This window comes from Mitsuaria sp. PDC51 (genome assembly GCF_900113225.1).
In the GTDB taxonomy this organism is placed as follows: Bacteria; Pseudomonadota; Gammaproteobacteria; order Burkholderiales; family Burkholderiaceae_C; genus Roseateles.
The window spans coordinates 434,396-459,076 of the sequence record NZ_FOZE01000002.1; the positions used below are offsets into that span (position 1 = coordinate 434,396).

Sequence of the window (24,681 nt, forward strand, 5' to 3'; positions counted from 1 at the left end):
GCGAGCGCGCGGCGCGCTCACTCGTAGCCGTAGCTTCTGAGGTGCTCTTCGCTGTCGGCCCAGCCGGAGCGGACCTTCACCCACAGCTCCAGGAACACGCGCGCGTCCATCAGCGTCTCGAGCTCCTGGCGGGCCTCGGAGCCGATGCGCTTGAGGCGCTCGCCGCCCTGGCCGATGACCATGCCCTTCTGGGCGTCGCGCTCGACCACGATGGTCGCGGCGATGCGGCGCAGGTTGCCCTCTTCCTCCCAGCGGTCGATGATCACCGTCGCCTCGTAGGGCAGCTCGTCGCCGGTCAGGCGGAAGAGCTTCTCGCGAATCATCTCGGCGGCCAGGAACTTCTCGCTGCGGTCGGTCAGCGCGTCCTCCTCGTAGAACCATTCCTGGTTCGGGAGGTAGGGCTTCAGGATCTGGAACAGGCGCTGGACGTCCGAGTCCTTCTTCGCCGACAGCGGCACGAACTCGCTGAAGTTGCGCCGCTCCTGCATGCTCTTGAGCCAGGGCATCAGTTCGGCGCGGCGGTGCACCGCGTCGAGCTTGTTGGCGATCAGCACCACCGGCTTGTCCTGCGGCAGCAGCGACAGCACCTTGGCATCGTCCAGGCCAAAGCGTCCCGCCTCGACGACGAACAGCACCAGGTCCACGTCCGCCAGCACGCCCTGCACCGTGCGGTTCAGGTTGCGGTTCAGCGCGGTGCTGTGCTTGGTCTGGAAGCCGGGGGTGTCGACGAAGACGAACTGCGCCTCGTCGACGGTGCGCACGCCGGTGATGCGATGGCGCGTGGTCTGCGCCTTCTTCGAGGTGATCGACACCTTCTGCCCGACCAGCGCGTTCAGCAGCGTGGACTTGCCGACGTTGGGCCGGCCGACGATCGCGATCAGGCCGCAGCGCTGGTCGCCTTCGTACGGCGGCGCGCCGATGCCGCCCTGCACCTCGGGCAACCCGTCGTCGTCGAGGTCCTCATCGAGGTCCTCGTCCCGGTCATCGCCGCCTTCGGGAGCGGCGGCGGCGTTGGGGTCCAGCGGGGTGTCGGGGGCGTGCGGGGCGTTCAGAGCGGGGTCCTTGGGAAGGGGGGCGCCGGCCGAGGAGGCGGACGGCGATTCGGGCGTCGATTCGGGCGGCGAATCGGAAACGGATTCGGAAACAGAAAGGGAATCGGACGAGGACGCCGTCGGCGGCGTCCTCGGGGGTCTCGGTGCGTTCATCGCGGGCTCCGCGTCAGTCGCGCAGGCCGGTGCCGGGCCGGTCGCCGGCCAGCAGTTCATCGAGCACCTGCCGGGCCGCCTCCTGCTCGGCGATCCGGCGCGAGCGGCCCTCGCCGCGGCGCGACAGCGTCAGCGCGGCCACTTCGCACTCGACGGTGAAGGTCTGCGCATGCGCCTGGCCCCGCGTCTCGACGATGCGGTAGGCCGGCACCGCCAGCTTGCGGGCCTGCAGCCATTCCTGCAGCGCGGTTTTCGCGTCCTTGGCCCATTGGTCGATGCCGCTGGCGGCGATCGTCTCGCCCAGCAGGCGGCGGACGATCTCGCGGGCGGCCTCGTAGCCGCCGTCCTGGAAGGCGGCGCCGATGACCGCTTCCAGCGCGTCGGCCAGGATGGACGGCCGCTGGCCGCCACCTCCGCGGGCCTCGCCCTCGCTCATCCGCAGCGCTTCCGGCATCTGCAGCTGCAGCGCCAGGCGATGCAGGCTGTCCTCGCGCACCAGGTGCGCGCGGATGCGCGTCAGGTCGCCTTCATCCGATCCGGCGAAACGCTCGTACAACAGCGCCGACACCGCCAGGTTCAGCACCGCGTCGCCCAGGAATTCCAGGCGCTCGTTGTGCTGCTGGCCGAAGCTGCGGTGCGTCAACGCGCGCTGCAGCAGTCCCGCTTGCGTGAAGCGGTAGCCAAGGCGTTGCTGGAGGGCGTCGAGCGCTTGCGGAGTCATGGGCGGGGATGTGCCGTGGGGGCGGGTCAGTGCGACTCGCCTTTGTACTTGATCAGCAGGAAGGCCGGGCCGAACAGGGGCACTTCCTTGTCGTACGCGAAGCTGATCTTCACCTTGTCGTCGACCTTGGTGATGTTCAGGTCCTTGGGCTCGATGCTGACGATCGAGTATTCGATCTGCTTGGTGCGCTCGAACGAGTCACGCGCCGCCGCCACGGTGGACGGGCCGTCCTTGGCGATCTTGTCGATCGCACGCTGGATCGTGTAGTACTCCATCACGGTCGGCACCACCCGCAGCACGATCACCGATCCGCCGCCAATGATCACCGCCCAGAACAGCAGTCCCAGCAGGCTGATGCCCCGTTGAATCTTCCGTGCCCTCATCACGCGTCGCTCCGCAAATAGTCGTTGGAACAGAGTAGTCGATCGTCGCCGGCGCCGCCTCAGTGGATGCTGCCGATGCGCTTCAGGTTGCCGAAATTCATCCACACCACGAAGGCCCGGCCGACGATGTTCTCATCCGGCACGAATCCCCAGAAGCGGGAATCCTGGGAGTTGTCGCGGTTGTCGCCCATCATGAAGTAATGACCGGCCGGCACCTTGCAGGTCACGCCCTCGGCCGTGTAGGTGCAGTTCTCGCTGTACGGGAAGTCCCACTGCTTGCGGATGACGCCCGGCGACTCCGGAGCGACCAGGATCTGGTGCTCGACCGCGCCCAGCTTCTCGGTGAAGCGCGGACGGAAACGCATCGAGCCGGGATCCTCGTCGAAGTACTCGCCCTGCGAGACGGTCTCCACCAGCTTGCCGTTGAGGTACAGCTTCTGGTTGAGGTAGGCGACCTCGTCGCCGGGCAGGCCCACGGCACGCTTGATGTAGTCGACGCTGGGGTTCTGCGGGAAGCGGAACACCACCACGTCGCCACGCTGGACATCGTTGTTGCTGATGATCTTCTTGTTGATCACCGGCAGACGGATGCCGTAGTGGTACTTGTTCACCAGGATCAGGTCGCCGATCAGCAGCGTCGGCACCATCGAGCCCGAGGGAATCTTGAACGGCTCGAACATGAACGAGCGCAGCAGGAACACGATCAGGATCACCGGGAACAGGCCGGCGGTCCAGTCCAGCCACCAGGGCTGGCGTAGCAGTTCCTCGCGGGCGCCTTCCACGTCGCCGTCGACGCGCTGGATGCCCTGCGCGGCCAGCGAGGCGCGACGCGCCGCGTCGCTCTCGCCCAGGCGGACCGCGGCGCGACGGCGCGCGGGCTCGAAGTGGAAGCGCTCGGCCAGCCAGTAGGCCAGCGTCACCGTGGTGAGGATCAGCAGCAGCAGCGAGAAGTTGCCGTTCCAGTAGCCCGTGTACCAGCCGCCCAGGTAGGCGATCAGGGCGGCGTACAGCAGCCCGGTCAATGCGCTCATGGCTTTCATTCTTCGACTTGGAGGATGGCCAGGAAGGCTTCTTGCGGCACCTCCACCGAACCGATTTGCTTCATGCGCTTCTTGCCGGCCTTCTGCTTCTCCAGCAGCTTGCGCTTGCGGGTGATGTCACCGCCGTAGCATTTTGCCAGCACGTTCTTGCGCAGCGCCTTGATGTTCTCGCGCGAGATGATGTTGGCGCCGATCGCCGCCTGGATGGCCACGTCGTACATCTGGCGCGGGATGATCTCTCGCATCTTCGCGGCCACCTGGCGGCCGCGGAACTGGGACTGCGAGCGGTGCACGATCAGCGACAGCGCGTCGATCCGGTCGCCGTTGATCAGCATGTCGACCTTGACGACGTCGGAGGCGCGGTATTCCTTGAACTCGTAGTCCATCGACGCGTAGCCGCGCGAGACCGACTTCAGCTTGTCGAAGAAGTCCAGCACGATCTCGGCCAGCGGGATCTCGTAGGTCAGCATGACCTGGCGGCCGTGGTACGCCATGTTCAGCTGCACGCCGCGCTTCTGGTTGGCCAGCGTCATCACCGGGCCGACGTATTCCTGCGGCATGTACAGGTGGACCGTCACGATCGGCTCGCGGATCTCGCCGATCTTGCTCTGCTCGGGCATCTTGGACGGGTTCTCGACTTCGATCACCTCGCCGTCGCCCAATTGGACTTCGTACACCACGCTCGGCGCGGTGGTGATCAGGTCCTGGTCGAATTCGCGCTCCAGGCGCTCCTGCACGATCTCCATGTGCAGCAGGCCCAGGAAGCCGCAGCGGAAGCCGAAGCCCAGCGCCTGCGAGACTTCCGGCTCGAAGCGCAGCGAGGCGTCGTTCAGCTTGAGCTTCTCCAGCGCGTCGCGCAGCTGGTCGTACTCGCTCGCCTCGGTCGGGTACAGGCCGGCGAAGACTTGCGGCTGGATCTCCTTGAAGCCGGGCAGCGCCTCGGCGGCGGGGCCGAGGTTGTTGGGCAGCTTCTTTTCCAGCGTGATGGTGTCGCCCACCTTCGCCGCGGCCAGTTCCTTGATGCCGGCGATGATGAAGCCCACCTGGCCGGCGCTGAGCTGGTCGCGGTTCTCCGACTTCGGCGTGAACACGCCCAGGTGCTCGGCCGGGTAGACGGCGTTGGTGGCCATCATCCGGATGCGCTCGCCCTTCTTCAGCGTGCCGTCGACGACGCGCACCAGCATCACGACGCCGACGTAGTTGTCGAACCACGAGTCGATGATCATCGCGCGCAGCGGCGCCTCGACCACGCCCTTGGGCGGCGGCATGCGGGCGATGACGGCCTCGAGGATGTCGTCGATGCCCATGCCGGTCTTGGCCGAGCACGGGATCGCGTCGGTCGCGTCGATGCCGATGACGTCCTCGATCTCCGCCTTGGCGCCGTCCGGATTGGCCTGCGGCAGGTCCATCTTGTTCAGGACCGGGATCACCTCCACGCCCAGCTCCAGCGCGGTGTAGCAGTTCGCCACCGTCTGGGCCTCGACGCCCTGGCTCGCGTCCACCACCAGCAGCGCGCCCTCGCAGGCGGACAGCGAGCGGCTCACCTCATAGGAGAAGTCCACGTGGCCGGGGGTGTCGATCAGGTTCAGGTTGTAGACCTGCCCGTCGCGCGCCTTGTACTGCAGCGCGGCGGTCTGGGCCTTGATCGTGATGCCGCGCTCGCGCTCGATGTCCATCGAGTCCAGCACCTGCGCTTCCATCTCCCGGTCGGACAGCCCTCCGCAGCGCTGGATGATCCGGTCGGCCAGCGTGCTCTTGCCGTGGTCGATGTGGGCAATGATCGAGAAATTGCGGATGTGGTTCATGGACTCGGACGGAGACCGCGAACTCGCCCGCCACGCCAGCGACCCTCGAGCGGGGCACGCTGAGACGACGCTGCGGACGGTCGGTCGGGCGGTGTTGCACGGTCCTTCTCAGGACCTGAACGGGACATAAAAAAAAGGCACGTCGAAACGGTGACGCGCCTTCCAACAAAACGTATGGCAACTGCTTGTTGGGCTTTCATTGTAGCCAAAAGCCCCGCCCTGGAAACCGCATGGATGCGAGCTTCTCGCGCGTTGCCCTTCGCCAACAGCGATTTCATGCACAGGTTATCCACAAAACTTGGGGGCATCCTGTGGATCGCTGAGCCCATCAAAATGGAGCCTTCCGATTCACCGTCGGAACAGCGACAAAGCTGCCCGAACGCGCCCGGATTGTAGCGGAGCGAGGCACCAATGCCTCGCCTTGGTCACAGCCGTTAGCAAGCACCAACCGACGGCCGGACGTGCCGCGCGTCACGAATCACCGGCCTGGGATTCCGCATTGCGGAAAGCCCCAGGCCGGCGCTGGGTTGACGCTGACGGCGCTCAACCCTTGCCCGGCTTGATCACGACGTAGGTGGCGACCTCGCCGCGGCGGACGAGCATCTGCAGCGATTTCCCCTTCTCGACCTTCGCCAGCGCCGCCTGGAATTGCTTGATGGTCTTCACCTCGGCATTGTTGGCCGAGAGGATCACGTCGCCGGCCTTCAAGCCTGCGCGCGCCGCCGGCCCCTCGGCCGTGTCGATGCGCAGGCCGCCGTCCACCTTCAGTTCCTTGCGCTGCGCTTCGCTGAGCTCGCTGACGGTCAGGCCCCAGGCCTGCGCGCCGGTGGCGGCCGGCGTTTCAGCCTCCGGCGCGGCGGGCGTGCGGTCATCCGGCAGCGCATCGAGCGTCGCGACCAGGTCCTTGTAGGCGCCGCGGCGGAACACCTGCAGCGGCACCTTCGTGCCCGGCTTGGTCGCGGCGGCAAGCCGACGCAGGTCGACCGCCTTCTCCACGGTCTTCCCGTCGAACTTGGTGATCACGTCGCCCAGTTGGAGACCCGCCTTCTCGCCGGGACCCGCCGGCGTGATGCGACTGATCAGCGCGCCCTGCGGCTTGCCCAGGCCGATGGCCTCGGCGACCTCCTTGCTGACGTCATCCGGATACACGCCCAGCATGCCGCGCGTCACCCGTCCGCTGGCGCGGAGCTGATCGGCCACGCGCATCGCCTCGTCGATCGGGATCGCGAACGAGATCCCCATGAACCCGCCCGACTGGCTGTAGATCTGCGAGTTGATGCCCACCACCTCGCCACGCAGGTTCAGCAGCGGCCCCCCGGAGTTGCCGGGGTTGATGGCGACGTCGGTCTGGATCAGCGGCAGCAGGTCACCGGTGTCGCGCGCCTTGGCGCTGACGATGCCGGCCGTCACCGTGTTGTCGAAGCCGAAAGGCGAGCCGATGGCCATGACCCATTCGCCGACCTTGAGCTTGCCGACATCCCCCATCCGCAGCAGCGGCAGGTTGCTCGCCTCGATCTTCAGCACGGCGACGTCGGTGCGGCGATCCAGGCCCACGACCTTGGCCTTGAACTCCCGCTTGTCGGTCAGCGTGACCATGACCTCGTCGGCGTCGTCGACGACATGCGCATTGGTCATCACGAAGCCGTCGGCCCCGATCACGAAGCCCGAACCGAGGCCGCGACGCTGCGGCGCGTCGTCATCCTCGTCGTCGTCCGGGGCCGGCGCGGGCGTGGCGCCGGGCGGCGTGCGGCGCTGCGGCGGCACCGGGATGCCGAAACGGCGCAGCAGTTCGCGCATCTGTTCATCGACCTGCGGATTCGCGGCCTTGACCTTCTCCGAGGTCCGGATGTTGACGACGGCCGGCCCGGCCTGTTCCACCAGGGCGCTGAAGTCGGGCAGCGCGCGCGCCAGGTCGGGCGTGGCGACTGGCACGGCGGCGGGGGGCGCGGGTTTCGTCGTGGTCTGGGCGCTGACGCCCAGCGACCCGCTCATCAGGGCGGCGCTGGCGATCGCCAGGGCAAGACGTGAAGGGGTGCGGGAACGATCGGAGTTGGGCATGAACACTCGCAGGTGGCGATGCAGGGTCGAAAGGCTCACATCATGCCCGCATTTCGAAACGGGCATGAGTCAGCCTCGAGCGAGGAACAGGTGAAGCCGCAGCAGCGTCCATTGGGCGCCGAGCGCGCCGCGCGAAGCGGCGACCCAGCGCACCGGCTGCCGGCCCCGGCGGGTGGCGCCATCGGCCGCCACAGCGGGGTTCAGCCGCAGCAGCATCCACCGTTCGATGTCGATGAAGACGTCCGGCGTGACGGCAAGCGGCTCGCCCGCCCGCAGCCACCACCATTGCGCGCCGTCCCACCGCAGGACGTCGGGCGCATGCGCGCGCACCGGCAGCGCCGCGGCCACGAGCGCGATGCCCAGGGGGCCAAGCAGCATCACGAGGTCGGACGCCTGCGCGAAGAAACCCGCCTGCCGCAGCACGGCGGCCACGACCGCGGCGGCACCTGCAGCGAGCACGGCGCGCTGCAGGCGCTCCCAGCGCGCATCGCGCGGCAATGAAAAACGCCGGGCAGCAGCCCGGCGTGGTGTCGATCGGTCCGGCGTCATCGGTCGCCGCCCGTGTCGAGGGTCCTGGATCAGACCCGCTTGAAGATCAGCGTGCCGTTCGTGCCGCCGAAGCCGAAGTTGTTCTTCGCGGCGTACTCGATCGGCATCTTCCGCGCCTCATTGGCGCAATAGTCCAGGTCGCACTCGGGATCCTGGTTGAAGATGTTGATCGTCGGCGGAGCGACCTGGTCGTGGATCGCCTTGACGGTGAAGACGGACTCGATGCCGCCCGCGCCGCCCAGCAGATGGCCGGTCATCGACTTCGTCGACGACACCACCAGGCCGTTCTTCGCATACGCGCCGAAGGCCTGCTTGATCGCGTTGGTCTCGTTGGCGTCGCCCAGCGGCGTGGACGTGCCATGCGCGTTCATGTACTGGATCTGGTCCGCGTTCAGGCCCGCGTTGCGCAGCGCGTTGCGCATCGAGCGCGTCGGGCCGTCCACGTCGGGCGCGGTCATGTGGTACGCGTCGGCGCTCATGCCGAAGCCCACCAGTTCCGCGTAGATCTTCGCGCCGCGCTTCTTGGCGTGCTCGTACTCCTCGAGCACCAGCACACCGGCGCCCTCGCCCAGCACGAAGCCGTCGCGATCCTTGTCCCAGGGACGGGACGCGGTCTTCGGGTCGTCGTTGCGGGTGGACAGCGCGCGGGCCGCGGCGAAACCGCCGACGCCCAGCGGCGACACCGTCGACTCCGAGCCGCCGGCGACCATGACGTCGGCGTCACCCGCCTCGATCATGCGGCCGGCCTGGCCGATGCTGTGCAGCCCCGTCGTGCACGCCGTCACGATCGCCAGGTTCGGGCCCTTGAACCCGCACTGGATCGAGACGTGGCCCGAGATCATGTTGATGATCGACGCCGGCACGAAGAACGGACTGATGCGGCGCGGGCCGCGATTGGTCAGTTCCGCGTGGGTCTCCTCGATCATCGGCAGGCCGCCGATGCCCGAGCCGACCAGCACGCCGATGCGTTCCGCCAGTTCGGGGCTGAGCGCGTCGCCGGTGGGCAGACCCGAGTCGCGGATCGCCTGCAGCGAGGCCGCCAGCCCGTAATGGATGAACGTGTCCATGTGCCGGGCTTCCTTCGCGGGGATGTAGTCATCCACCTTGAAGTCCTTGACCTCGCCAGCGAAATGGCAGGCCAGGGGGCTGGCATCGAAACGGGTGATGGTGTCGATGCCGGACTTGCCAGCCACGATGTTGGCCCAGCCCTGCTCGACCGTGTTGCCCACGGGCGAGATCAGGCCGAGACCGGTGACGACGACGCGACGACGGCTCATGCTGCTTGCTTACGCCTTCTGGTGCTTGACCGCGTAGTCGATCGCCAGTTGAACGGTGGTGATCTTCTCGGCCTCTTCGTCCGGGATCTCGATGCCGAACTCGTCTTCGAGGGCCATCACCAGTTCCACGGTGTCCAGAGAATCAGCGCCCAGATCGGCGACGAAGGCCTTTTCATTGGTCACATCGGCTTCGGGCACGCCGAGTTGCTCGGCGATGATTTTCTTGACACGTGCTTCGATATCGCTCATGACTCCTCCAGGAGGGGTTTGCTAGAACAACCCGGGATTCTAAGGCCTTAGAGTGGCGCCCCTAGTTCGGACCTCCCGAGGCGCGCCTTCCTCGATGGATACGGCGCGCGCTCGCACTCTATCAGCCCCACACCGGCCGGGTGAATCCGGTGGGTGGCCCGCCCGCGAGGGGCGGCTTCCACCTCAATTCATGTACATGCCGCCGTTGACATGCAGCTCGACGCCGGTGATGTAGCCCGCCTCGGGCGACGCCAGGAAGGCGACGGCATGCGCGATCTCGGCCGGATCGCCCAGGCGGCCCGCCGGAATCTGCGCCAGCAGCGCGGTCTTCTGCGCCTCGGGCAGCACGTCCGTCATGTCGGTGGCGATGAAGCCGGGGGCGACGCAGTTCACCGTGATCGAGCGGCTGCCCAGTTCCCGTGCGAGGGCACGCGTCATGCCCGCCACGCCGGCCTTGGCGGCCGCGTAGTTGGCCTGGCCGGCATTGCCGGAGGCGCCCACCACCGAGGTGATGTTGACGATGCGGCCGTAGCGCTGCTTCATCATCGGCCGCATCACCGCGCGGCTGGCGCGGAAGACGGCCTTCAGGTTGGTGTCCAGGACGGCGTCCCAGTCCTCGTCCTTGAGGCGCATGGCGAGCATGTCCTTCGTGATGCCGGCGTTGTTGACCAGCACCTGGATGCCGCCGTCCTGCTTGACGATGGCGTCGATCAGCGCATCGACGGCCGCGCCGTCATTGACGTTGAGCACCGCGCCGCGACCGCCGTGCGGCGCCAGCGCCTCGGTGATGGCCTGCGCGCCGGACTCGCTGGTCGCGGTGCCGATCACGACGAAGCCCTTCTGGGCCAGCGTCAGCGCGATCGCGCGGCCGATGCCGCGGCTGGCGCCGGTCACCAGCGCCACTTGCTTGTTGTCGGACATGGGGAACCTCGGAAGGAATTCGGGGAAAAGGAATTCAGGCCTCAGGCCAGCAGGGCCTTGGCCTCGACCAGCGAGGCCGGGTCGAGCACGGTGGCGCTGGCCAGTTCGGCGTCGATGCGTTTGGCCATGCCGGCCAGCACCTTGCCCGGGCCGCATTCGATGACGGTGCTCAGGCCGCGCGCCTTGAGCGCCTGCACCACCTCGACCCAGCGCACCGGGCCGAAGGCCTGGCGGAAGAGCGCGTCGCGCAGCGCCTGGGCGTCGTCGGTCACGGCGACGTCGATGTTGTTGATCACCGGGAAGGCAGCCGGCTGGAAGCTCACCGCGGCGAGCTTCTCGCGCAGGCGGTCGGCGGCCGGCTTCATCAGGCTGGAGTGGAACGGCGCGGACACCGGCAGCGGCAGCGCACGCTTGGCGCCCGCGGCCTTGAGCGCCTCATTGGCCTTCTCCACGCCCGCCTTGGAGCCGGCGATCACCGTCTGCTTCGGGTCGTTGAAGTTGACCGCCTCGACGACCTCGCCCGACGCGGCGGCGACCTGCTGGCAGACCTCGCGCACCACGGCGGCGTCCAGGCCCAGGATCGCGGACATCGCGCCGGTGCCGACCGGCACGGCGTCCTGCATCGCCTGCGCGCGGAAACGCACCAGCAGCAGCGCGTCGGACAGGCTCAGCGCGCCGGCGGCCACCAGCGCCGTGTACTCGCCCAGCGAGTGGCCGGCGGCGGCCGACGGCACCAGGCCGGTCTCGGCGATCCAGGCGCGGTAGTTGGCGACGCCGGCGGTCAGCATCACCGGCTGCGTGTTGGTCGTCAGGTCCAGCTGTTCCTTGGGACCGTTCTTGATCAGCGCGCCGATGTCCTCGCCCAGCGCGGCGGAGGCCTCGGCCAGCGTGCGGACGACTTCCGGGTGATCGCCCCAGGCGTCCAGCATGCCCACCGATTGGGAGCCCTGGCCGGGGAAGACGAATGCGAAGTTCTTGCTCATGGCGGTTGGGTCCGAAGCTAAGGAATCAGAGGGAGCAGAGAGGGAGCACAAGGGAGCGGCGCGGGGACCGGCAACCGCGCGCGTCGCGCGTCGACGCGACCGTCGAGCGGCCGGTGTCGCGTCCAAGGCGACACGCCGGACGGCCGGACGAGCCGGCTTCAAGCAGGCATCAGTAATCCAGCAGCACCGCACCCCAGGTGAAACCACCGCCCACGCCTTCCAGCATCACCGTGTCGCCGCGCTTGATCTTGCCGGCGCGCACCGCGACGTCGAAAGCCAGCGGGATCGAAGCGGCGGAGGTGTTGCCGTGTTCATCGACGGTCGCGATCAGCTTGTCCAGGGACATCTTCAGCTTCTTGGCCGTGCCCTGCATGATCCGGATGTTGGCCTGATGGGGGATCAGCCAGTCGATGTCCGCGTCGGTGCGGCCGGCCTTGTCCAGGACCGAGCGGGCCACCTTCTCGAGCACGCCCACGGCCAGCTTGAACACCGCCTGGCCGTCCATCTTCAGCAGCGGATGGCCCAGCACCGCGCCGCCGGACACGGTGCCCGGGGTGCAGAGGATGTCGGCATGGCGGCCGTCAGCATGGAGCTCGCTGGCGAGGATGCCGGGCTCGTCGCTGGCGCCGACGACCACGGCGCCGGCGCCGTCGCCGAACAGCACGCAGGTGGTGCGGTCCTTGAAGTCGAGGATGCGCGAGAACACTTCCGCGCCGACCACCAGCGCCTTGGTCGCGGCGCCGCTCTTGATCATCGCGTCGGCGACGGTCAGCGCGTACACGAAGCCGGAGCACACGGCCTGCACGTCGAAGGCGGCGCAGCCGTGGATGCCGAGCTTCTGCTGCAGCAGGCAGGCGGTGGACGGGAACACCATGTCCGGCGTGGACGTGGCGACGATGATCAGGTCGATCTCATCGGCGCGGACGCCGGCCGCTTCGAGCGCCGCGAGCGCCGCAGGCAGCGCGAGGTCGCTGGCGGTGACCTGCGGGTCGGCGAAGTGACGGGCGTGGATGCCGGTGCGCTCGACGATCCATTCATGGGAAGTCTCGATCCCGTCGCGGGCGAGGCGTTCCGCGAGGGCCGCGTTGGTGACGCGGTTGGCGGGCAGGTAGCTGCCCGTGCCGAGGATGCGGGTATGGCGCTTGGAAGCAGTGGTCATGCAGCGTGGGCGGCGGCGGCCGCCTGGTCTCCAGCATCGACGCCCTCCTCATTGGCCGGCGCGGGGAGCGCCTGCAGCGTCGCGACGATGCGATCGTGAACCCGGTCTAGGAGCCGGTTGCGGGCCGCATCATACGCCCGGTTCAGCGCCTGCTCGAAAGCGAAGGCATCGGCCGAGCCGTGGCTCTTGAAGACCAGTCCGCGCAGGCCCAGCAGCGCCGCGCCGTTGAAGCGGCGGTGGTCGACGCGATTCTTGAAGCGCTGCAGCACCGGCATCGCCAGCAGCGCGATGAGCTTGGTCCAGGGGGTCCGGGTGAACTCCGCCTTGATGAAGCTGGAGATCATGCTGGCCAGCCCTTCGGCCGTCTTCAGCGCGACGTTGCCGACGAAGCCGTCGCAGACGACGACGTCGGTCGTGCCCTTGAAGATGTCGTTGCCCTCGACGTTGCCGTGGAAGTTGAGCTGGTCATGGGCGGCGACCTCGCGCAGCAGTTCGCCGGCGCGCTTGATGGTCTCGTTGCCCTTGATCATTTCCTCGCCGATGTTCAGCAGGCCGACGCTCGGGTTCTCCTTGCCGTCCACCGCCGACACCAGCGCGCTGCCCATGACGGCGAACTGCAGCAGGTGCTCAGGACCGCAGTCGACGTTGGCCCCGAGGTCCAGCACGGTGGTGAAGCCGCCCACCTGGTTGGGCATGACGGTGGCGATGGCCGGCCGGTCGATGCCTTCGAGCGTCTTGAGCAGGTACTTGGCGACCGCCATCAGCGCGCCGGTATTGCCGGCCGAGACGCAGGCCTGCGCGAGCGCGGGCGAGCCATCCTTGCCCGGCTTGAGCTGGGAGAGCGCCACCCGCATCGACGAATCCTTCTTGCGGCGCAGCGCGACCTCGATCGGGTCGTCCATGCTGACGACCTCGCTGGCGGGGACGATGCGCACGCGCGGCCAGGCGGCCGCTTCCTGGAGCGCCTCGGGCAGGCCGACCAGCAGCAACTCCGCTTGCGGATGCGCGGCGAGGAAGGCCCGGCAGGCCGGGAGCGTCACGGCGGGGCCGTGATCGCCGCCCATGCAATCCACCGCCAGACGGAGCGGCTCGGCGGAGGGCGATGAGCGGGTGGCGGGAAGTGCGGTCATCGAAACCTGAGGAGAAGAATCACCGGTCGAAGCTGCGACTGTAGCGACCTCGCAAGAAGCGTGCGCGACAGCCGACCCCAGCCGGCGCACGCATCCCGGGCATTCCGGGCGCGCGCGAAGAAGGTGAGAAGACGACGGAAATGCGAAAGCCCGGCAACGCGAGGCGCTGAACCGGGCTTTCTTTTTGTCGTGAGGACCAGGCGGAAGGCGCCTTGCGGCGGCTTCCTGACCGGCTGATCGCGTCGATCAGGCGGCGTCGGCCTTGGTCTTCAGCACCTTGCGGCCACGATAGAAGCCGTTGGGGCTGATGTGGTGGCGCAGATGCACTTCACCGGTGGTCGGCTCGATCGCGGTGCCCGGGGTGCCCAGGGCGTTGTGCGAGCGGTGCATGCCACGCTTCGACGGGGACTTCTTGTTTTGCTGAACGGCCATGATTGATTCTCCTAAAGGCTTCGGCTGGCTTCGGTGGTTCGAGGCTTGCTCGGGCTCTCGAGAGAACTCGAGCTGTGCCGCGGATCCCACGAGGATGCTCCGCTACCGACGCCTCGGTCCCGGCGGGCCGCCCACATGGACGGCCATTTCGAACCGGGAAAGCCGGAAACTATAGCACAGCGGGCATCCGGGCGGCAATCCGGGCGGTGAACCCGTCGCATGATCGGCGGCCGCTTCGCGAGCACAAGGTCGCGCGGAGCCGCCCCATCCCCTGCCTCAAGCCTTGCCGCCGCCCTTCTTGAGGGCGGCCAGCGCGGCGAACGGGTTCGGGCGCTCCTCTTCCGGCGCCTCGTCCTCCTCGACATTGGCATGCGGCAGCGGCTCCGGGCACTCGTCGTGACGCGGGACCACCGGCAGCTCCAGCAGCAGCTCGTCCTCGACCAGCTCGCGCAGGTTGAGGTGGCGCGCCAGCGCGAGCACGTCATCGTCCGAGTCCATGTCCAGTTCCGCGGCCATGTCCTCGTCCTTGACGAAGCGGAACCAGCGCGACACCGCCAGGTCCTCGCGCACCGGCTTCAGGCAACGCTGGCAGGTCAGCGCGACCTGCGCCTCGGCGCCGAGCTCCAGCCAGATCTGCGGCTCGCCACCCTTGGGCGTGCGGGTCTCCCCCCGGGTGGTCCACCGAACGGGGGGCCAGTGGGCGGGATCGGATTCGGGCGCGGCCGATTCAGCCAGGCGCGGCAGGCTGGTGGCGGGCCACTCGCCCTCGAGCGAGGCACCCTCCCGGGCGAAGGCCTCGACATCGAGCTTCAGGGGATCGAACGAACGCGGTTTCATGGGGCGCAAGTGTACGAGCCGGCTCTGCCCGGGTGGGAGAATCCCGCCCCATGACCGCCCTTCCCCGCCCGCTGATCCTGGGCTCCACCTCCCGCTACCGGCGCGAACTGCTGGAGCGCCTGCGGCTGCCCTTCGAGACTGCGGCGCCCGAGGTCGACGAAGCCCCTCGCGCCGGCGAATCGCCCGAGGCGCTCGCGCGCCGGCTGGCGCTGGCCAAGGCGCAGGCCGTGGCCGCGCGCTTTCCGCAGGCGCTGGTGATCGGCTCCGACCAGGTCGCGGACCTGGCGGGCCAGCCGATCGGCAAGCCCGGCACGCATGAGCGGGCGGTCGAGCAGTTGCAGGCCATGCGCGGCCGCACCGTCGTGTTTCAGACGGCGGTCGCGGTGGTCTGCGCGGCGACCGGCTTCGTCGGCCAGGACCTGGCGGCGGTGCGCGTGCGCTTCCGCGACCTGAGCGACGCCGACATCGAGCGCTACCTCCGCGCCGAGCAACCTTACGACTGCGCCGGCAGCGCCAAGGCCGAGGGGCTGGGCATCGCGCTGCTCGAGACCATCGATTCCGACGACCCCACCGCGCTGATCGGCCTGCCGCTGATCCGCACCGCGGCATTGCTCCGCCGGGGCGGGCTCGACGTACTGGGCCTGCTGACCTGAACACCTCGCTTCCCGACCCTGATTGCAAAGACTCCCGATGACCCGCGGCCGCCTCTTCCTCGTTCCCAACACCCTCGATTTCGGCATGGACGGCCAGGAGGTCGACCTCCGCGAGGTGCTGCCCGACGCGGTGCTCGCCCGCGCGGCGGCGATCACCCACTGGGCGGCGGAGAACGCCAAGACCACGCGCGCCTTCCTCAAGCGCGTCGGCGCGATCCATGCGCTGGCGGTGCCGCTGCAGGAGCAGCGGATCGAGGAACTGCCTCGTCCGCCGAAGGGTCGCGCTCCGGCGGCGAACGCCGCAGCGGGCGCGGCCGCCGAGGACAAGGCCTGGGCCGCGCTGCTGCAACCGGCGCTGGACGGCCACGACCTGGGGCTGATCTCCGAGGCCGGCATGCCCGCGGTGGCGGACCCCGGCGCACGACTGGTCGCCGCGGCGCACGCCGCTGGCGTGGAGGTCGTCCCGCTGACGGGACCGAGCTCGCTGCTGATGGCGGTGGCCGCCAGCGGCCTGAACGGCCAGAGCTTCGCCTTCGTCGGTTACCTGCCGGTCGACGCGGCGGAGCGCGCGACCCGCATCAAGTCGCTGGAAGCGGCCTCCGCCCGGGACCAGCAGACCCAGTTGATGATCGAGACGCCCTATCGCAACGGCGCATTGCTGCAGGCGCTGCTGGCGACGCTGAAGCCGACGACCGCGCTGTCGGTGAGCTGCGGCCTCAGCCTGAAGGACGCCTGGACCCACACCGCCACGGTGGCGCAGTGGCGCAAGGCGCCGAAGGCGCTGGTCGACAAGGTACCGGCGGTGTTCTCGATCCTGGGCTCGCGCTGACCTAACGCGCGGACCGAAGGCGCTACCGAACGCGCGGGCCGACGGCGCCATGAGCAAAGGCCGGACGCCTCACGGCGGTCCGGCCTTCTTCATTCAGGGCCACGGGGCCTTGGGTTCGAGCCCGGACCCGTTCGCCGCTCAGGATTCGCTGTCCGCGGTGACCGGCGGCTTCTTGGCGCCGAACAGCGCCGCCACCTTCTTCTTCGGCTTGATGTTGGCCGACAGACCGCTGCGCGGCGCCTGCGCGCCCCCCTTCTCCCAGGACGGCGCCTCGGCGCGTTCGCTGACTTCGTAGGGCTTGTCGAACAGCGGATCGTAGGCCTGGCGCTGCGGCGCGCGCGGCGCCGAGGCGTGCGGGCCGTAGGCCTCGTCGCGGCGGTCCTCGCGCTCGCGGCGGAAGTCGCGGCGCTCGCCGCGGTCTTCGCGATCGCCACCGCGGTCACCGCCACGCTCGCCCCGGTCGGACCGCTCGCCGCGCTCTCCACGGTCGCTACGGTCGAAGCGGCGACGCTCGCCTTCGAGCTCGATCGGCTCCAGGTCCAGCTTGCGCTTGATCAGCTTCTCGATCTCGCCGACCAGGCGGGCGTCCGCCTTGGTGACCAGCGTGAAGGCCAGGCCCGAGGCGCCGGCACGGCCGGTGCGGCCGATGCGGTGCACGTAGTCCTCGGCGTTGAAGGGCACGTCGAAGTTGAAGACGGCCGGCAGGTCGGCGATGTCCAGGCCGCGGGCGGCGACGTCGGTGGCCACCAGCAGCTCGACCTCGCCACGCTTGAACGCCTCCAGCGACTTCAGCCGCTCGTCCTGCGACTTGTCACCGTGCAGCGCGGCGGTCTTCAGGCCGTCGCGCTCGAAGGCGCGGGCCAGGCGCGCGGCGCCCAGCTTGGAGTTCACGAACACGATCGACTGCGTGATCTCGCGCTGGCGCAGCAGCTGCTTGACCGCGGCACGCTTGTCGTCGTCATCGACGCTGAAGAAGCGCTGCTCGACGGTGGACGCCGTGGCGTTCGGCCGCGCGACCTCGACCAGCTCCGGCTCCTGCAGGTAGCTCTGCGCGAGCTTCTTGATCTCCGGCGAGAAGGTCGCCGAGAACAGCAGCGTCTGGCGCGTCTTGGGCAGGTAGCTCAGGATGCGCTGCAGGTCGGGCAGGAAGCCGATGTCCAGCATGCGGTCCGCTTCGTCGAGCACCACGTACTCGACGTGGTTGAGCACCGCATTCTTGGCTTCGATGTGGTCCAGCAGGCGGCCCGGCGTGGCGATCAGCACCTCGACGCCGGCCTTGAGCTGCAGCGTCTGGGGCTTCATGTCGATGCCGCCGAAGACGCAGGCCACGCGCAGCTGCGTGTGCTTGGCGTAGGCCTTGACGTTGTTGGCGACCTGGTCGGCCAGCTCGCGGGTCGGGGCCAGCACGAGGGCGCGCACCGGATGGCGGGCGGGCGACATCGAGGCGTTCTCGTGCTTGAGCATGCGCTGCAGCAGCGGGATGGAGAACGCGGCGGTCTTGCCGGTGCCGGTCTGAGCGGCGCCCATCACGTCTTTGCCGGACAGGACGATCGGGATCGCCTTGGCCTGGATGGGCGTCATCGTCGCGTAGCCCTGGTCGGCCACGGCACGCAGCAGCTTGGGGTCCAGCGGCAGCGTGTCGAAACGGGGGCTTGGCGTCGGGGTGGATTCGGTCATGGGCGCGGATTATCCTCCAAGCCCCCGAAAGCCCCGGGAAACCACCGATCCCGGCGCGTGCAGCACCGCATGAAGCGGGCCGCGGCGTGCAGGATCGACCTGCCGGATCAGGGCACCGAGCGGTCGGTCAGCTTGCGCTGGTCGCCGCGGAACACCATCCACTTCGGGGTGCGGAAACGCACGATGCGCCAGTACAGCGCGACGTAGGCGACGCCGAACAGCACCATGCAGGCGGCGATCGCCGGGGTGGAATCCCAGAAAAGCAGCGCCGGCGCCAGCGACGAGAGGCACAGCGTCCACAGGTAGGGCGCGGTCATCGAGTTGCGGCGCGTCATCAGGCGCGCGTCGCGTGCGCCAATCGCCCATCGCATCAGGCGGCGGTAGATGAGCGAGTGCAGATGGATGCCGTCCGGATCCCCGGGGCTGGTGTTGCGCAGGAAGCGGCGGCGGTAGATGGAGAACACCGTCTCGAACACCGGATAGATGCACACCATCAGCGCGAACAGCGGCGAGACCTGCGGATGGCGGTGGATCAGCAGGATGGCGATCTCCGCCAGGTAGAAGCCCATGAAGTACGCGCCGCCGTCGCCCAGGAAGATGAGGCCGGCGGGGTAGTTCCAGACGAAGAAGCCGAGGATGGCGCCGACGCCGGCCAGCGCCCAGAGGGCGAGTTCGGTATCGCCGACCTGGTAGGCGACATAGGCCAGCGACAGCAGCATCAGGCTGACGCACATCGAGGACAGCCCGTTGAAGCCGTCGATGATGTTGACCGAGTTGGCGACGCCCGCGACGACGAAGACGGTGATCAGCACCGCGCCCACGGTGGTGCCGACGATGAAGTCCAGGCCGGGGATGTCGGTGCGGTTGATGGTCGCCTGGAGGAGCCAGCAGCCGAGCGCTGCGGAGATCGCGGTGGCGATCAGGCGCTCGCGCGGGGAAACCTTCTTGGTGAAGTCCTCGATCAACCCGGCGCCAAAGGCCGGCAGGCCGGCCAGGAGCAGGAGCAGGCCGGTCTTGGCTTGGGGATGCTTGAGGAACCAGGCCAGCGCGACCATGCCGACCAGACCGACAAAGATGCCGAGGCCACCAATGCGCGGCACAGGGCGGGCGTGAAACTTCTGGGGGCCGGAAAGGTCGTGGTCCGCAGACAGATGCCCGTGCACGGTCGACGAATGCACGACATACAACGTGATCGCCGCCGCCAGTGCGAACGGGATGAGCAAATACAACATGGCCGGCAGTGTAACGATCAGCTTCCGGTCCCCGGCGGTTTTGGCGCAACAGCGCTGCCATAGAATGCCGCGCTGGCCGCCCCGACACCCCTTGTCACAAGGCACATCGGGGCGGCTCTCCCTTTCAGAGACGAGATCACGCATGGAACTTCGCGCCCAACGCGCCTCTTCGCCGGTGTCGACGATGACTCGATCCCTCCAGACTTTCCAAAAGCCCGCGCTGGCGCTGTTGATGGCCTGCCTGATGGCGGGTCCGGCCCTCGCGCAGTCGATGGGAAGTGGCCAGACCTCGTCCGAGAACAGCAGCGATGTCAGCGGCCCGGTCCGACTGAACTCCACGACGCGCGGCACGCAGGACGCGTCGACGCAGCAGCAACAGCAGCAGCAGGCGCAATCGGCCATGCCGCGCGCGCCCAAGTACGTGCCCGGCGAGTTCGAGATCTACGTCAACAAGCTGCTGGGCCTGGACCTGACGGATCCGCTCACGCTGGAACAGCTGCGCCGCTCCGAGTCAGGCCTGACTGAAATCGGCACGGTGACGCAGACGCAGACCGGCGCTGTCGGGAAGGCGACGACGATCTCCACCGACAACATCGTTCGGCGCCTGGGTGCCGACCTGATGCTCGATGCCCGCATGGGCTCGGACACCGACGGCCCGCGCCAGGCGCCCTCGGACTACCTGATCGGCATCGGCGACGAAATCCAGGTCACCGCCTGGGGCTCGGTGGACGCCGACCTGCGCCTGACCGTCGACCGCGCCGGCCGCGTCACGATCCCGCGTGTCGGCCCGGTGCTGGTGGCTGGCGTGCGCTACGGCGACCTGAACGACGTGGTGCGTGCCCGCATCGCGCAGGTGTTCAAGAACTTCCAGGTCAGCACCTCGCTGGGCAAGCTGCGCACGATCCGCATCTATGTGACCGGCTTCACCGCGAAGCCGGGCGCCTACACGGTCAGCAGCCTGGCGACGATCGTCAACGGCCTGATCCGCGCTGGCGGCCCGTCCGCGGCCGGCAGCTTCCGCCAGATCGAACTGCGCCGCAACGGCCAGGTCGTCGCCAACTTCGATGCGTACGACCTGCTGCTCAAGGGCGACAAGGCCAGCGACCGCGCGTTGCAGGCCGAGGACGTGATCCACATCGGCCCGATCGGCCCGCAGGTGGCGGTGCTGGGCAGCGTGAACAAGCAGAGCATCGTCGAGCTGAAGCCCGGCGAGACGATCGACGACGTGCTCGCGATGGCTGGTGGCTTCAGTGCGGTGGCGGACCGCTCGCGCATCTCGATCGAGCAGTTGAGCGATCGCAACGACCGCCGCGTGCGGGAGCTGCCGCTGCCGGCGCAGGCGAAGGCGGCGGCGTCCAACGGCGACGTGATCCGCGTGTTCAGCAGTGTCAATACGGCGCTGCCGCTGGCCAAGCAGTACAAGCGCGTGACGGTGGAAGGCGAAGTGTCCCGTCCCGGTGAATACGTGCTGCCGCCGACGAGCACCCTGCAGGACGCGATCGCCGCGGCTGGCGGACTGACGCCCCAGGCGTATGTCTTCGGCACGGACTTCTCGCGCGAGAGCGTGCGGCAGTCTCAGCAGGAGAACTACGACCGTGCGCTGCGCGACCTGGAGACGGAGTTCACCAAATACGCCAGCACGCAGCGTGCGACGACGGCTGATGAAGCAGCGGGCAATGCGCAGCGCGCCGCTGGCAGCGAACGACTGGTGGCGCGGCTGCGGGCCGTGCGCCCGACGGGCCGCGTGGTTCTGCAACTGGAGTCCGATGCGCGGCAACTGCCCTCGTTGACCGTTGAAGATGGCGATCGCTTGCTCATCCCGGCGAAGCCGACGACGGTGGGGGTGTTCGGAAGCGTCTTCAATTCGGGCAGTTTCCTCCTGCGCGATGGGGCGTCGGTAGACGACGTCATGAAGCTCGCGGGTGGCCCGACCCGTGGCGCCGACGCGGGCGGCGCCTTCGTGATCCGCGCCAACGGCACGGTCGTGAGCGCGCGCCAGTCGAGCAGTGGCTGGCTGGGCTTCGGCTCCGGCCTGGCGAGCCTGTCCGCACTGCCGGGAGACACGGTCTTCGTTCCGGAGGAAATGAACAAGACGACGTTCATCCAGGACGCGAAGGACTGGACGCAGATCCTGGCCAACTTCGGCTTGGGCATTGCAGCGTTGCAGACGATCAAGAACTGACGCCTGGTTGAGGAGAAATTTTCTGTGAGTACCCCACACCTGGCGACGGCGCCGGCCGGCGCGCCCGCCGGCAACGCGGGCTTCGGCCCCGTCGACCTGATCGCGATCCTCGCGCAACGCTGGAAGCTGCTGATCGGCGGCTCGGTCGGCGCGGGAGCCGTGATGCTGGGCATCTCGTTTTTGATGAGCCCGACCTTCACCGCGCAGACGGTGTTCCTGCCCCCTCAGCAGCAGCAGAGCGCCGCCACGGCGGCCATGGCCTCGCTCGGCGCACTGGCCGGCATCTCTGGCGGCTCACTGGGCGGCAAGACCCCCGCGGACCAGTACATCGCATTACTGCGCAGCGTCAACGTCGAGGAGCGTCTGGTTGAACGCTTCAAGCTCATGGAGCTCTATGAGGCCAAATACCGCTTCCTGGCGCGTCGTCGGCTGGAGCAGAGCACAACCATCTCGCTGGGCAAGAAGGACGGGCTGATAACGCTCGAAGTCGACGCACACGAGCCGAAGCTGGCGGCGGACATCGCCAACCAGTACGTCGCCGAACTCCGCCGCCTAATCGGCGAACTCGCGCTGACGGAGGCGCAGCAGCGCCGTGTCTTCTTCGAGACGGAACTCAAGCGCACGAACGAGCGCCTAGCACAGGCCCAGAAGACGCTGCAGTCGGGCGGCTTCAATGCCAACGCCATGAAGGCCGAGCCACGGACAGCCGCGGAAACCTACGCTCGCATCAAGGCCGAAGCCACCACCGCGGAGGTCCGCCTGCAGACGATGCGACGCACCCTTGCCGACACGTCGCCTGAGGTGCAGCAGCAGTTGACGATGCTGTCGGCTCTGCGCGGCCAATTGGCGCAGCTCGAGAGCAACGCAGCGGGCGCCAATGATTCAGACTATCTGGGCCGCTACCGCGAGTTCAAATACCAGGAGGCCCTGTTTGAGATGTATTCCAAGCAGTTCGAACTGGCTCGACTCGATGAAAGCCGGGAAGGCAGCGTGATCCAGGTGGTCGACGTGGCCACGCCACCGGAGTACAAGAGCAAGCCGAAGCGGGCGGCGCTGGCGCTCGGCGCAGCGGTCGGCACCTTCATCCTGCTGTCGATCTGGATTCTGGGGTCCTGGCTGCGTAGGGCGGGGCGCGCCACAGCCTGAAGGCGATTCGCCGGAGCCGATCCCTTCCGAAAGAGAACCGATCGCGAGCCGCCCATGCGCGCCGCGACTTCGCAGACAACCCGCAGAGCCGCGACGCACATCGTCGCGGCCTTGCCATAGCTCGACAACGCATGAACCCGAACGCAAAGATCTTCGTGACCGGTCACCGCGGCATGGTGGGCAGCGCGCTGGTCCGCCAATTGAATGCCGAGGGCTACCAGCGCATCATCACCCGCTCGCGCGACCAGCTCGATCTGTTGAGCCAGACCGCCGTCACCGAGTTCCTCGCCACCGAGCAGCCGGACTACGTCTTCATCGCCGCGGCGAAGGTCGGCGGCATCCAGGCCAACAACCAGTACCGCGCGGACTTCCTGTATCAGAACCTCATGATCGAGGCCAACCTGATCCATGGCGCACACCTGGCCGGCGTGCAGCGCCTCATGTTCCTCGGCTCGAGTTGCATCTACCCGCGCGACTGCGCTCAGCCGATCAAGGAGGAATACCTCCTCACCGGCCCGCTGGAGCAGACAAACGAGCCCTACGCGATCGCCAAGATCGCCGGCATCAAGCTGGCCGAGAGCTACAACCGCCAGTACGGCCGCGAGTACATCAGCGTGATGCCGACCAATTTGTACGGCCCCAACGACAACTACGACCTCGCCAACAGCCACGTGCTTCCAGCGCTGCTACGCAAGGCGCACGAGGCCAAGTTGCGCGGGGATTCGGAATACGTGGTCTGGGGTTCGGGCACACCACGGCGCGAGTTCCTGTATGTCGACGACCTCGCCGACGCCTGCGTCTACCTGATGAAGCAGGGCTATGCCGGCCCGTTGCTCAATGTCGGCACCGGCGAGGACGTGACGATCCGCGAGCTCGCGGAGACGGTCATGGACATCGTCGGCTTCGAGGGCCGCATCGTCTTCGACAGCACCAAGCCCGACGGTACGCCGCGCAAGCTCCTGGATGTCAGCAAGCTCGCCGCGCTCGGCTGGCGTGCCCGCACCTCGCTGCGCGACGGCATCCGTCTCGCCTACGACAGCGCTCCTTTCCGCGCCTGATCCACCTCATCCAGAGATCTCTCCATGTCGCAACGCAAAGTCGCCCTGATCACGGGCATCACGGGCCAGGACGGCGCCTACCTGGCGGAACTGCTGCTGGACAAGGGCTATGAAGTGCACGGCATCAAGCGCCGCGCCAGTCTGTTCAACACCGACCGCGTCGATCACCTGTATCAGGACCCGCACGTCAATAACCAGCGCTTCAAGCTGCACTACGGCGACCTGACCGACAGCACCAACCTGATCCGCATCATTCAACAGGTGCAGCCCGACGAGATCTACAACCTCGCCGCGATGAGCCACGTGGCCGTCAGCTTCGAGACGCCGGAGTACACCGCCAATGCTGACGGCATCGGCACGCTGCGCATCCTGGAAGCAATCCGCATTCTGGGCCTCGAGAAGAAGACCCGCTTTTACCAAGCCAGTACCTCCGAGTTGTATGGACTGGTGCAGGAGATCCCGCAGAAGGAAACCACGCCCTTCTACCCGCGCAGCCCCTATGCGGTGGCCAAGATGTATGCCTACTGGATCACGGTGAACTACCGCGAGGCCTACGGCATGTACGCCTGCAACGGCGTGCTGTTCAACCACGAGAGCCCGCTGCGCGGCGAGACCTTCGTGACTCGCAAGATCACCCGGGCAATCGCCCGCATTGCGCTTGGCCTGCAGGACTGCCTGTACCTGGGCAACATGAGCGCGCTGCGCGACTGGGGCCACGCCAAGGACTACGTCGAGATGCAGTGGATGATGCTGCAGCAGGACAAGCCCGAGGACTTCGTGATCGCCACCGGCGTGCAGTACTCGGTGCGCCAGTTCGTCGAGTTCGCCTGCAACGAACTGGGCATCGGCATCACGTTCTCCGGCGAAGGCGACCAGGAGATCGGCACCGTGACGAGCGTGGCCGACGCCGAACGCGCGTTCTGCAAGGTCGGTGACGTGATCGTCAAGGTCGACCCGCGCTACTACCGTCCGACGGAAGTCGAGACGCTGCTGGGCGACCCGACCAAGGCCAAGGAGAAGCTGGGCTGGACGCCCAAGACCACGCTGCGCGAGCTTGTTGCCGAGATGGTCGAGGCCGACTACCAGTCCGCCAAGCGCGACAGTCTGGTCAAGGCCGCCGGCTTCCAGGCCTACGACTACAACGAATGAACGCCC

General features: G+C 67.9%; 23 protein-coding genes. 6 read left to right on the forward strand and 17 right to left on the reverse strand.

Annotated elements, in window-relative coordinates:
• Window positions 1-17: 17 nt before the first annotated feature.
• The 15 genes from era to BM393_RS13400 all read right to left on the reverse strand — a co-directional run bounded on the left by era (window position 18) and on the right by BM393_RS13400 (window position 14,749).
• Entirely contained in the window at window positions 18-941 is a 924-nt protein-coding gene (era, locus tag BM393_RS13330) for a GTPase Era (RefSeq protein ID WP_091726617.1), read from the reverse strand.
• Between the two features lie 277 nt (window positions 942-1,218).
• Window positions 1,219-1,926 carry a ribonuclease III gene (gene rnc, locus BM393_RS13335; protein WP_091726622.1) on the reverse strand — a complete coding sequence of 236 codons (708 nt, stop codon included), beginning with the start codon at window positions 1,924-1,926 and terminating at the stop codon, window positions 1,219-1,221.
• Window positions 1,927-1,952: 26 nt separating this feature from the next.
• The gene (locus BM393_RS13340; protein WP_091726626.1) at window positions 1,953-2,309 is read right to left on the reverse strand and encodes a DUF4845 domain-containing protein; all 357 of its coding nucleotides are present in this window, start codon (window positions 2,307-2,309) and stop codon (window positions 1,953-1,955) included.
• A gap of 59 nt (window positions 2,310-2,368) precedes the next feature.
• Entirely contained in the window at window positions 2,369-3,349 is a 981-nt protein-coding gene (gene lepB / locus BM393_RS13345) for a signal peptidase I (protein WP_091726629.1), read from the reverse strand.
• On the reverse strand, window positions 3,346-5,154 hold the full coding sequence (gene lepA, locus BM393_RS13350; protein WP_091726633.1) for a translation elongation factor 4: 1,809 nt from the start codon (window positions 5,152-5,154) through the stop codon (window positions 3,346-3,348). Before lepA ends, lepB begins: the two co-directional genes overlap by 4 nt.
• Before the next feature lie 543 nt (window positions 5,155-5,697).
• Entirely contained in the window at window positions 5,698-7,212 is a 1,515-nt protein-coding gene (locus tag BM393_RS13355; RefSeq protein WP_254783440.1) for a DegQ family serine endoprotease, read from the reverse strand.
• Between the two features lie 69 nt (window positions 7,213-7,281).
• A complete protein-coding gene (locus BM393_RS13360) occupies window positions 7,282-7,761 on the reverse strand; it encodes a hypothetical protein (RefSeq protein WP_141225334.1) in 480 nt (159 codons plus the stop codon).
• A 29-nt stretch (window positions 7,762-7,790) separates the two neighbouring features.
• Window positions 7,791-9,038, reverse strand: coding sequence for a beta-ketoacyl-ACP synthase II (gene fabF / locus BM393_RS13365; RefSeq protein ID WP_091726647.1), 1,248 nt, complete (start codon window positions 9,036-9,038; stop codon window positions 7,791-7,793).
• A 9-nt stretch (window positions 9,039-9,047) separates the two neighbouring features.
• Window positions 9,048-9,287 (reverse strand): acyl carrier protein, encoded by a 240-nt coding sequence (gene acpP / locus BM393_RS13370; protein ID WP_058936430.1) that lies wholly within the window; start codon window positions 9,285-9,287, stop codon window positions 9,048-9,050.
• Between the two features lie 183 nt (window positions 9,288-9,470).
• The gene (gene fabG / locus BM393_RS13375; RefSeq protein ID WP_091726651.1) at window positions 9,471-10,208 is read right to left on the reverse strand and encodes a 3-oxoacyl-ACP reductase FabG; all 738 of its coding nucleotides are present in this window, start codon (window positions 10,206-10,208) and stop codon (window positions 9,471-9,473) included.
• A gap of 41 nt (window positions 10,209-10,249) precedes the next feature.
• Window positions 10,250-11,191 carry an ACP S-malonyltransferase gene (gene fabD / locus BM393_RS13380; protein ID WP_091726656.1) on the reverse strand — a complete coding sequence of 314 codons (942 nt, stop codon included), beginning with the start codon at window positions 11,189-11,191 and terminating at the stop codon, window positions 10,250-10,252.
• A gap of 169 nt (window positions 11,192-11,360) precedes the next feature.
• A complete protein-coding gene (locus BM393_RS13385) occupies window positions 11,361-12,350 on the reverse strand; it encodes a beta-ketoacyl-ACP synthase III (protein WP_091726661.1) in 990 nt (329 codons plus the stop codon).
• On the reverse strand, window positions 12,347-13,480 hold the full coding sequence (plsX, locus tag BM393_RS13390) for a phosphate acyltransferase PlsX (RefSeq protein ID WP_091726665.1): 1,134 nt from the start codon (window positions 13,478-13,480) through the stop codon (window positions 12,347-12,349). The genes BM393_RS13385 and plsX overlap by 4 nt, the downstream gene beginning before the upstream one ends.
• A gap of 246 nt (window positions 13,481-13,726) precedes the next feature.
• Window positions 13,727-13,912 (reverse strand): 50S ribosomal protein L32, encoded by a 186-nt coding sequence (rpmF, locus tag BM393_RS13395; RefSeq protein ID WP_091726670.1) that lies wholly within the window; start codon window positions 13,910-13,912, stop codon window positions 13,727-13,729.
• A 276-nt stretch (window positions 13,913-14,188) separates the two neighbouring features.
• Complete coding sequence (locus tag BM393_RS13400; RefSeq protein WP_091726673.1) at window positions 14,189-14,749, reverse strand: DUF177 domain-containing protein; 561 nt, start codon at window positions 14,747-14,749, stop codon at window positions 14,189-14,191.
• Window positions 14,750-14,799: 50 nt separating this feature from the next.
• Here BM393_RS13400 and BM393_RS13405 point away from each other — a divergent pair, with 50 nt between their 5' ends.
• Together BM393_RS13405 and BM393_RS13410 are read left to right on the forward strand one after the other, a co-directional pair.
• On the forward strand, window positions 14,800-15,402 hold the full coding sequence (locus tag BM393_RS13405) for a Maf family nucleotide pyrophosphatase (RefSeq protein WP_091726676.1): 603 nt from the start codon (window positions 14,800-14,802) through the stop codon (window positions 15,400-15,402).
• Between the two features lie 37 nt (window positions 15,403-15,439).
• A complete protein-coding gene (locus tag BM393_RS13410) occupies window positions 15,440-16,231 on the forward strand; it encodes an SAM-dependent methyltransferase (RefSeq protein ID WP_091726679.1) in 792 nt (263 codons plus the stop codon).
• A gap of 138 nt (window positions 16,232-16,369) precedes the next feature.
• Here the strand turns inward: BM393_RS13410 and BM393_RS13415 are convergent, their stop codons facing one another.
• Entirely contained in the window at window positions 16,370-17,908 is a 1,539-nt protein-coding gene (locus BM393_RS13415; RefSeq protein ID WP_091726684.1) for a DEAD/DEAH box helicase, read from the reverse strand.
• Window positions 17,909-18,015: 107 nt separating this feature from the next.
• A complete protein-coding gene (locus BM393_RS13420; protein WP_091731467.1) occupies window positions 18,016-19,140 on the reverse strand; it encodes a glycosyltransferase in 1,125 nt (374 codons plus the stop codon).
• Window positions 19,141-19,324: 184 nt separating this feature from the next.
• On the opposite strand from BM393_RS13420, the gene BM393_RS13425 reads away from it, so the two are divergent.
• From BM393_RS13425 to gmd, 4 genes are all read left to right on the forward strand, one after another.
• A complete protein-coding gene (locus BM393_RS13425) occupies window positions 19,325-21,322 on the forward strand; it encodes an SLBB domain-containing protein (protein WP_175538335.1) in 1,998 nt (665 codons plus the stop codon).
• A 24-nt stretch (window positions 21,323-21,346) separates the two neighbouring features.
• A complete protein-coding gene (locus BM393_RS13430) occupies window positions 21,347-22,468 on the forward strand; it encodes a Wzz/FepE/Etk N-terminal domain-containing protein (protein ID WP_091726693.1) in 1,122 nt (373 codons plus the stop codon).
• Window positions 22,469-22,599: 131 nt separating this feature from the next.
• Window positions 22,600-23,526: a GDP-L-fucose synthase gene (locus tag BM393_RS13435; RefSeq protein ID WP_091726697.1), complete on the forward strand. Its 927-nt coding sequence runs from the start codon at window positions 22,600-22,602 to the stop codon at window positions 23,524-23,526.
• Window positions 23,527-23,550: 24 nt separating this feature from the next.
• Window positions 23,551-24,675, forward strand: a complete 1,125-nt coding sequence (gmd, locus tag BM393_RS13440) for a GDP-mannose 4,6-dehydratase (RefSeq protein WP_091726700.1) — start codon at window positions 23,551-23,553, stop codon at window positions 24,673-24,675.
• Window positions 24,676-24,681 lie beyond the last annotated feature (6 nt).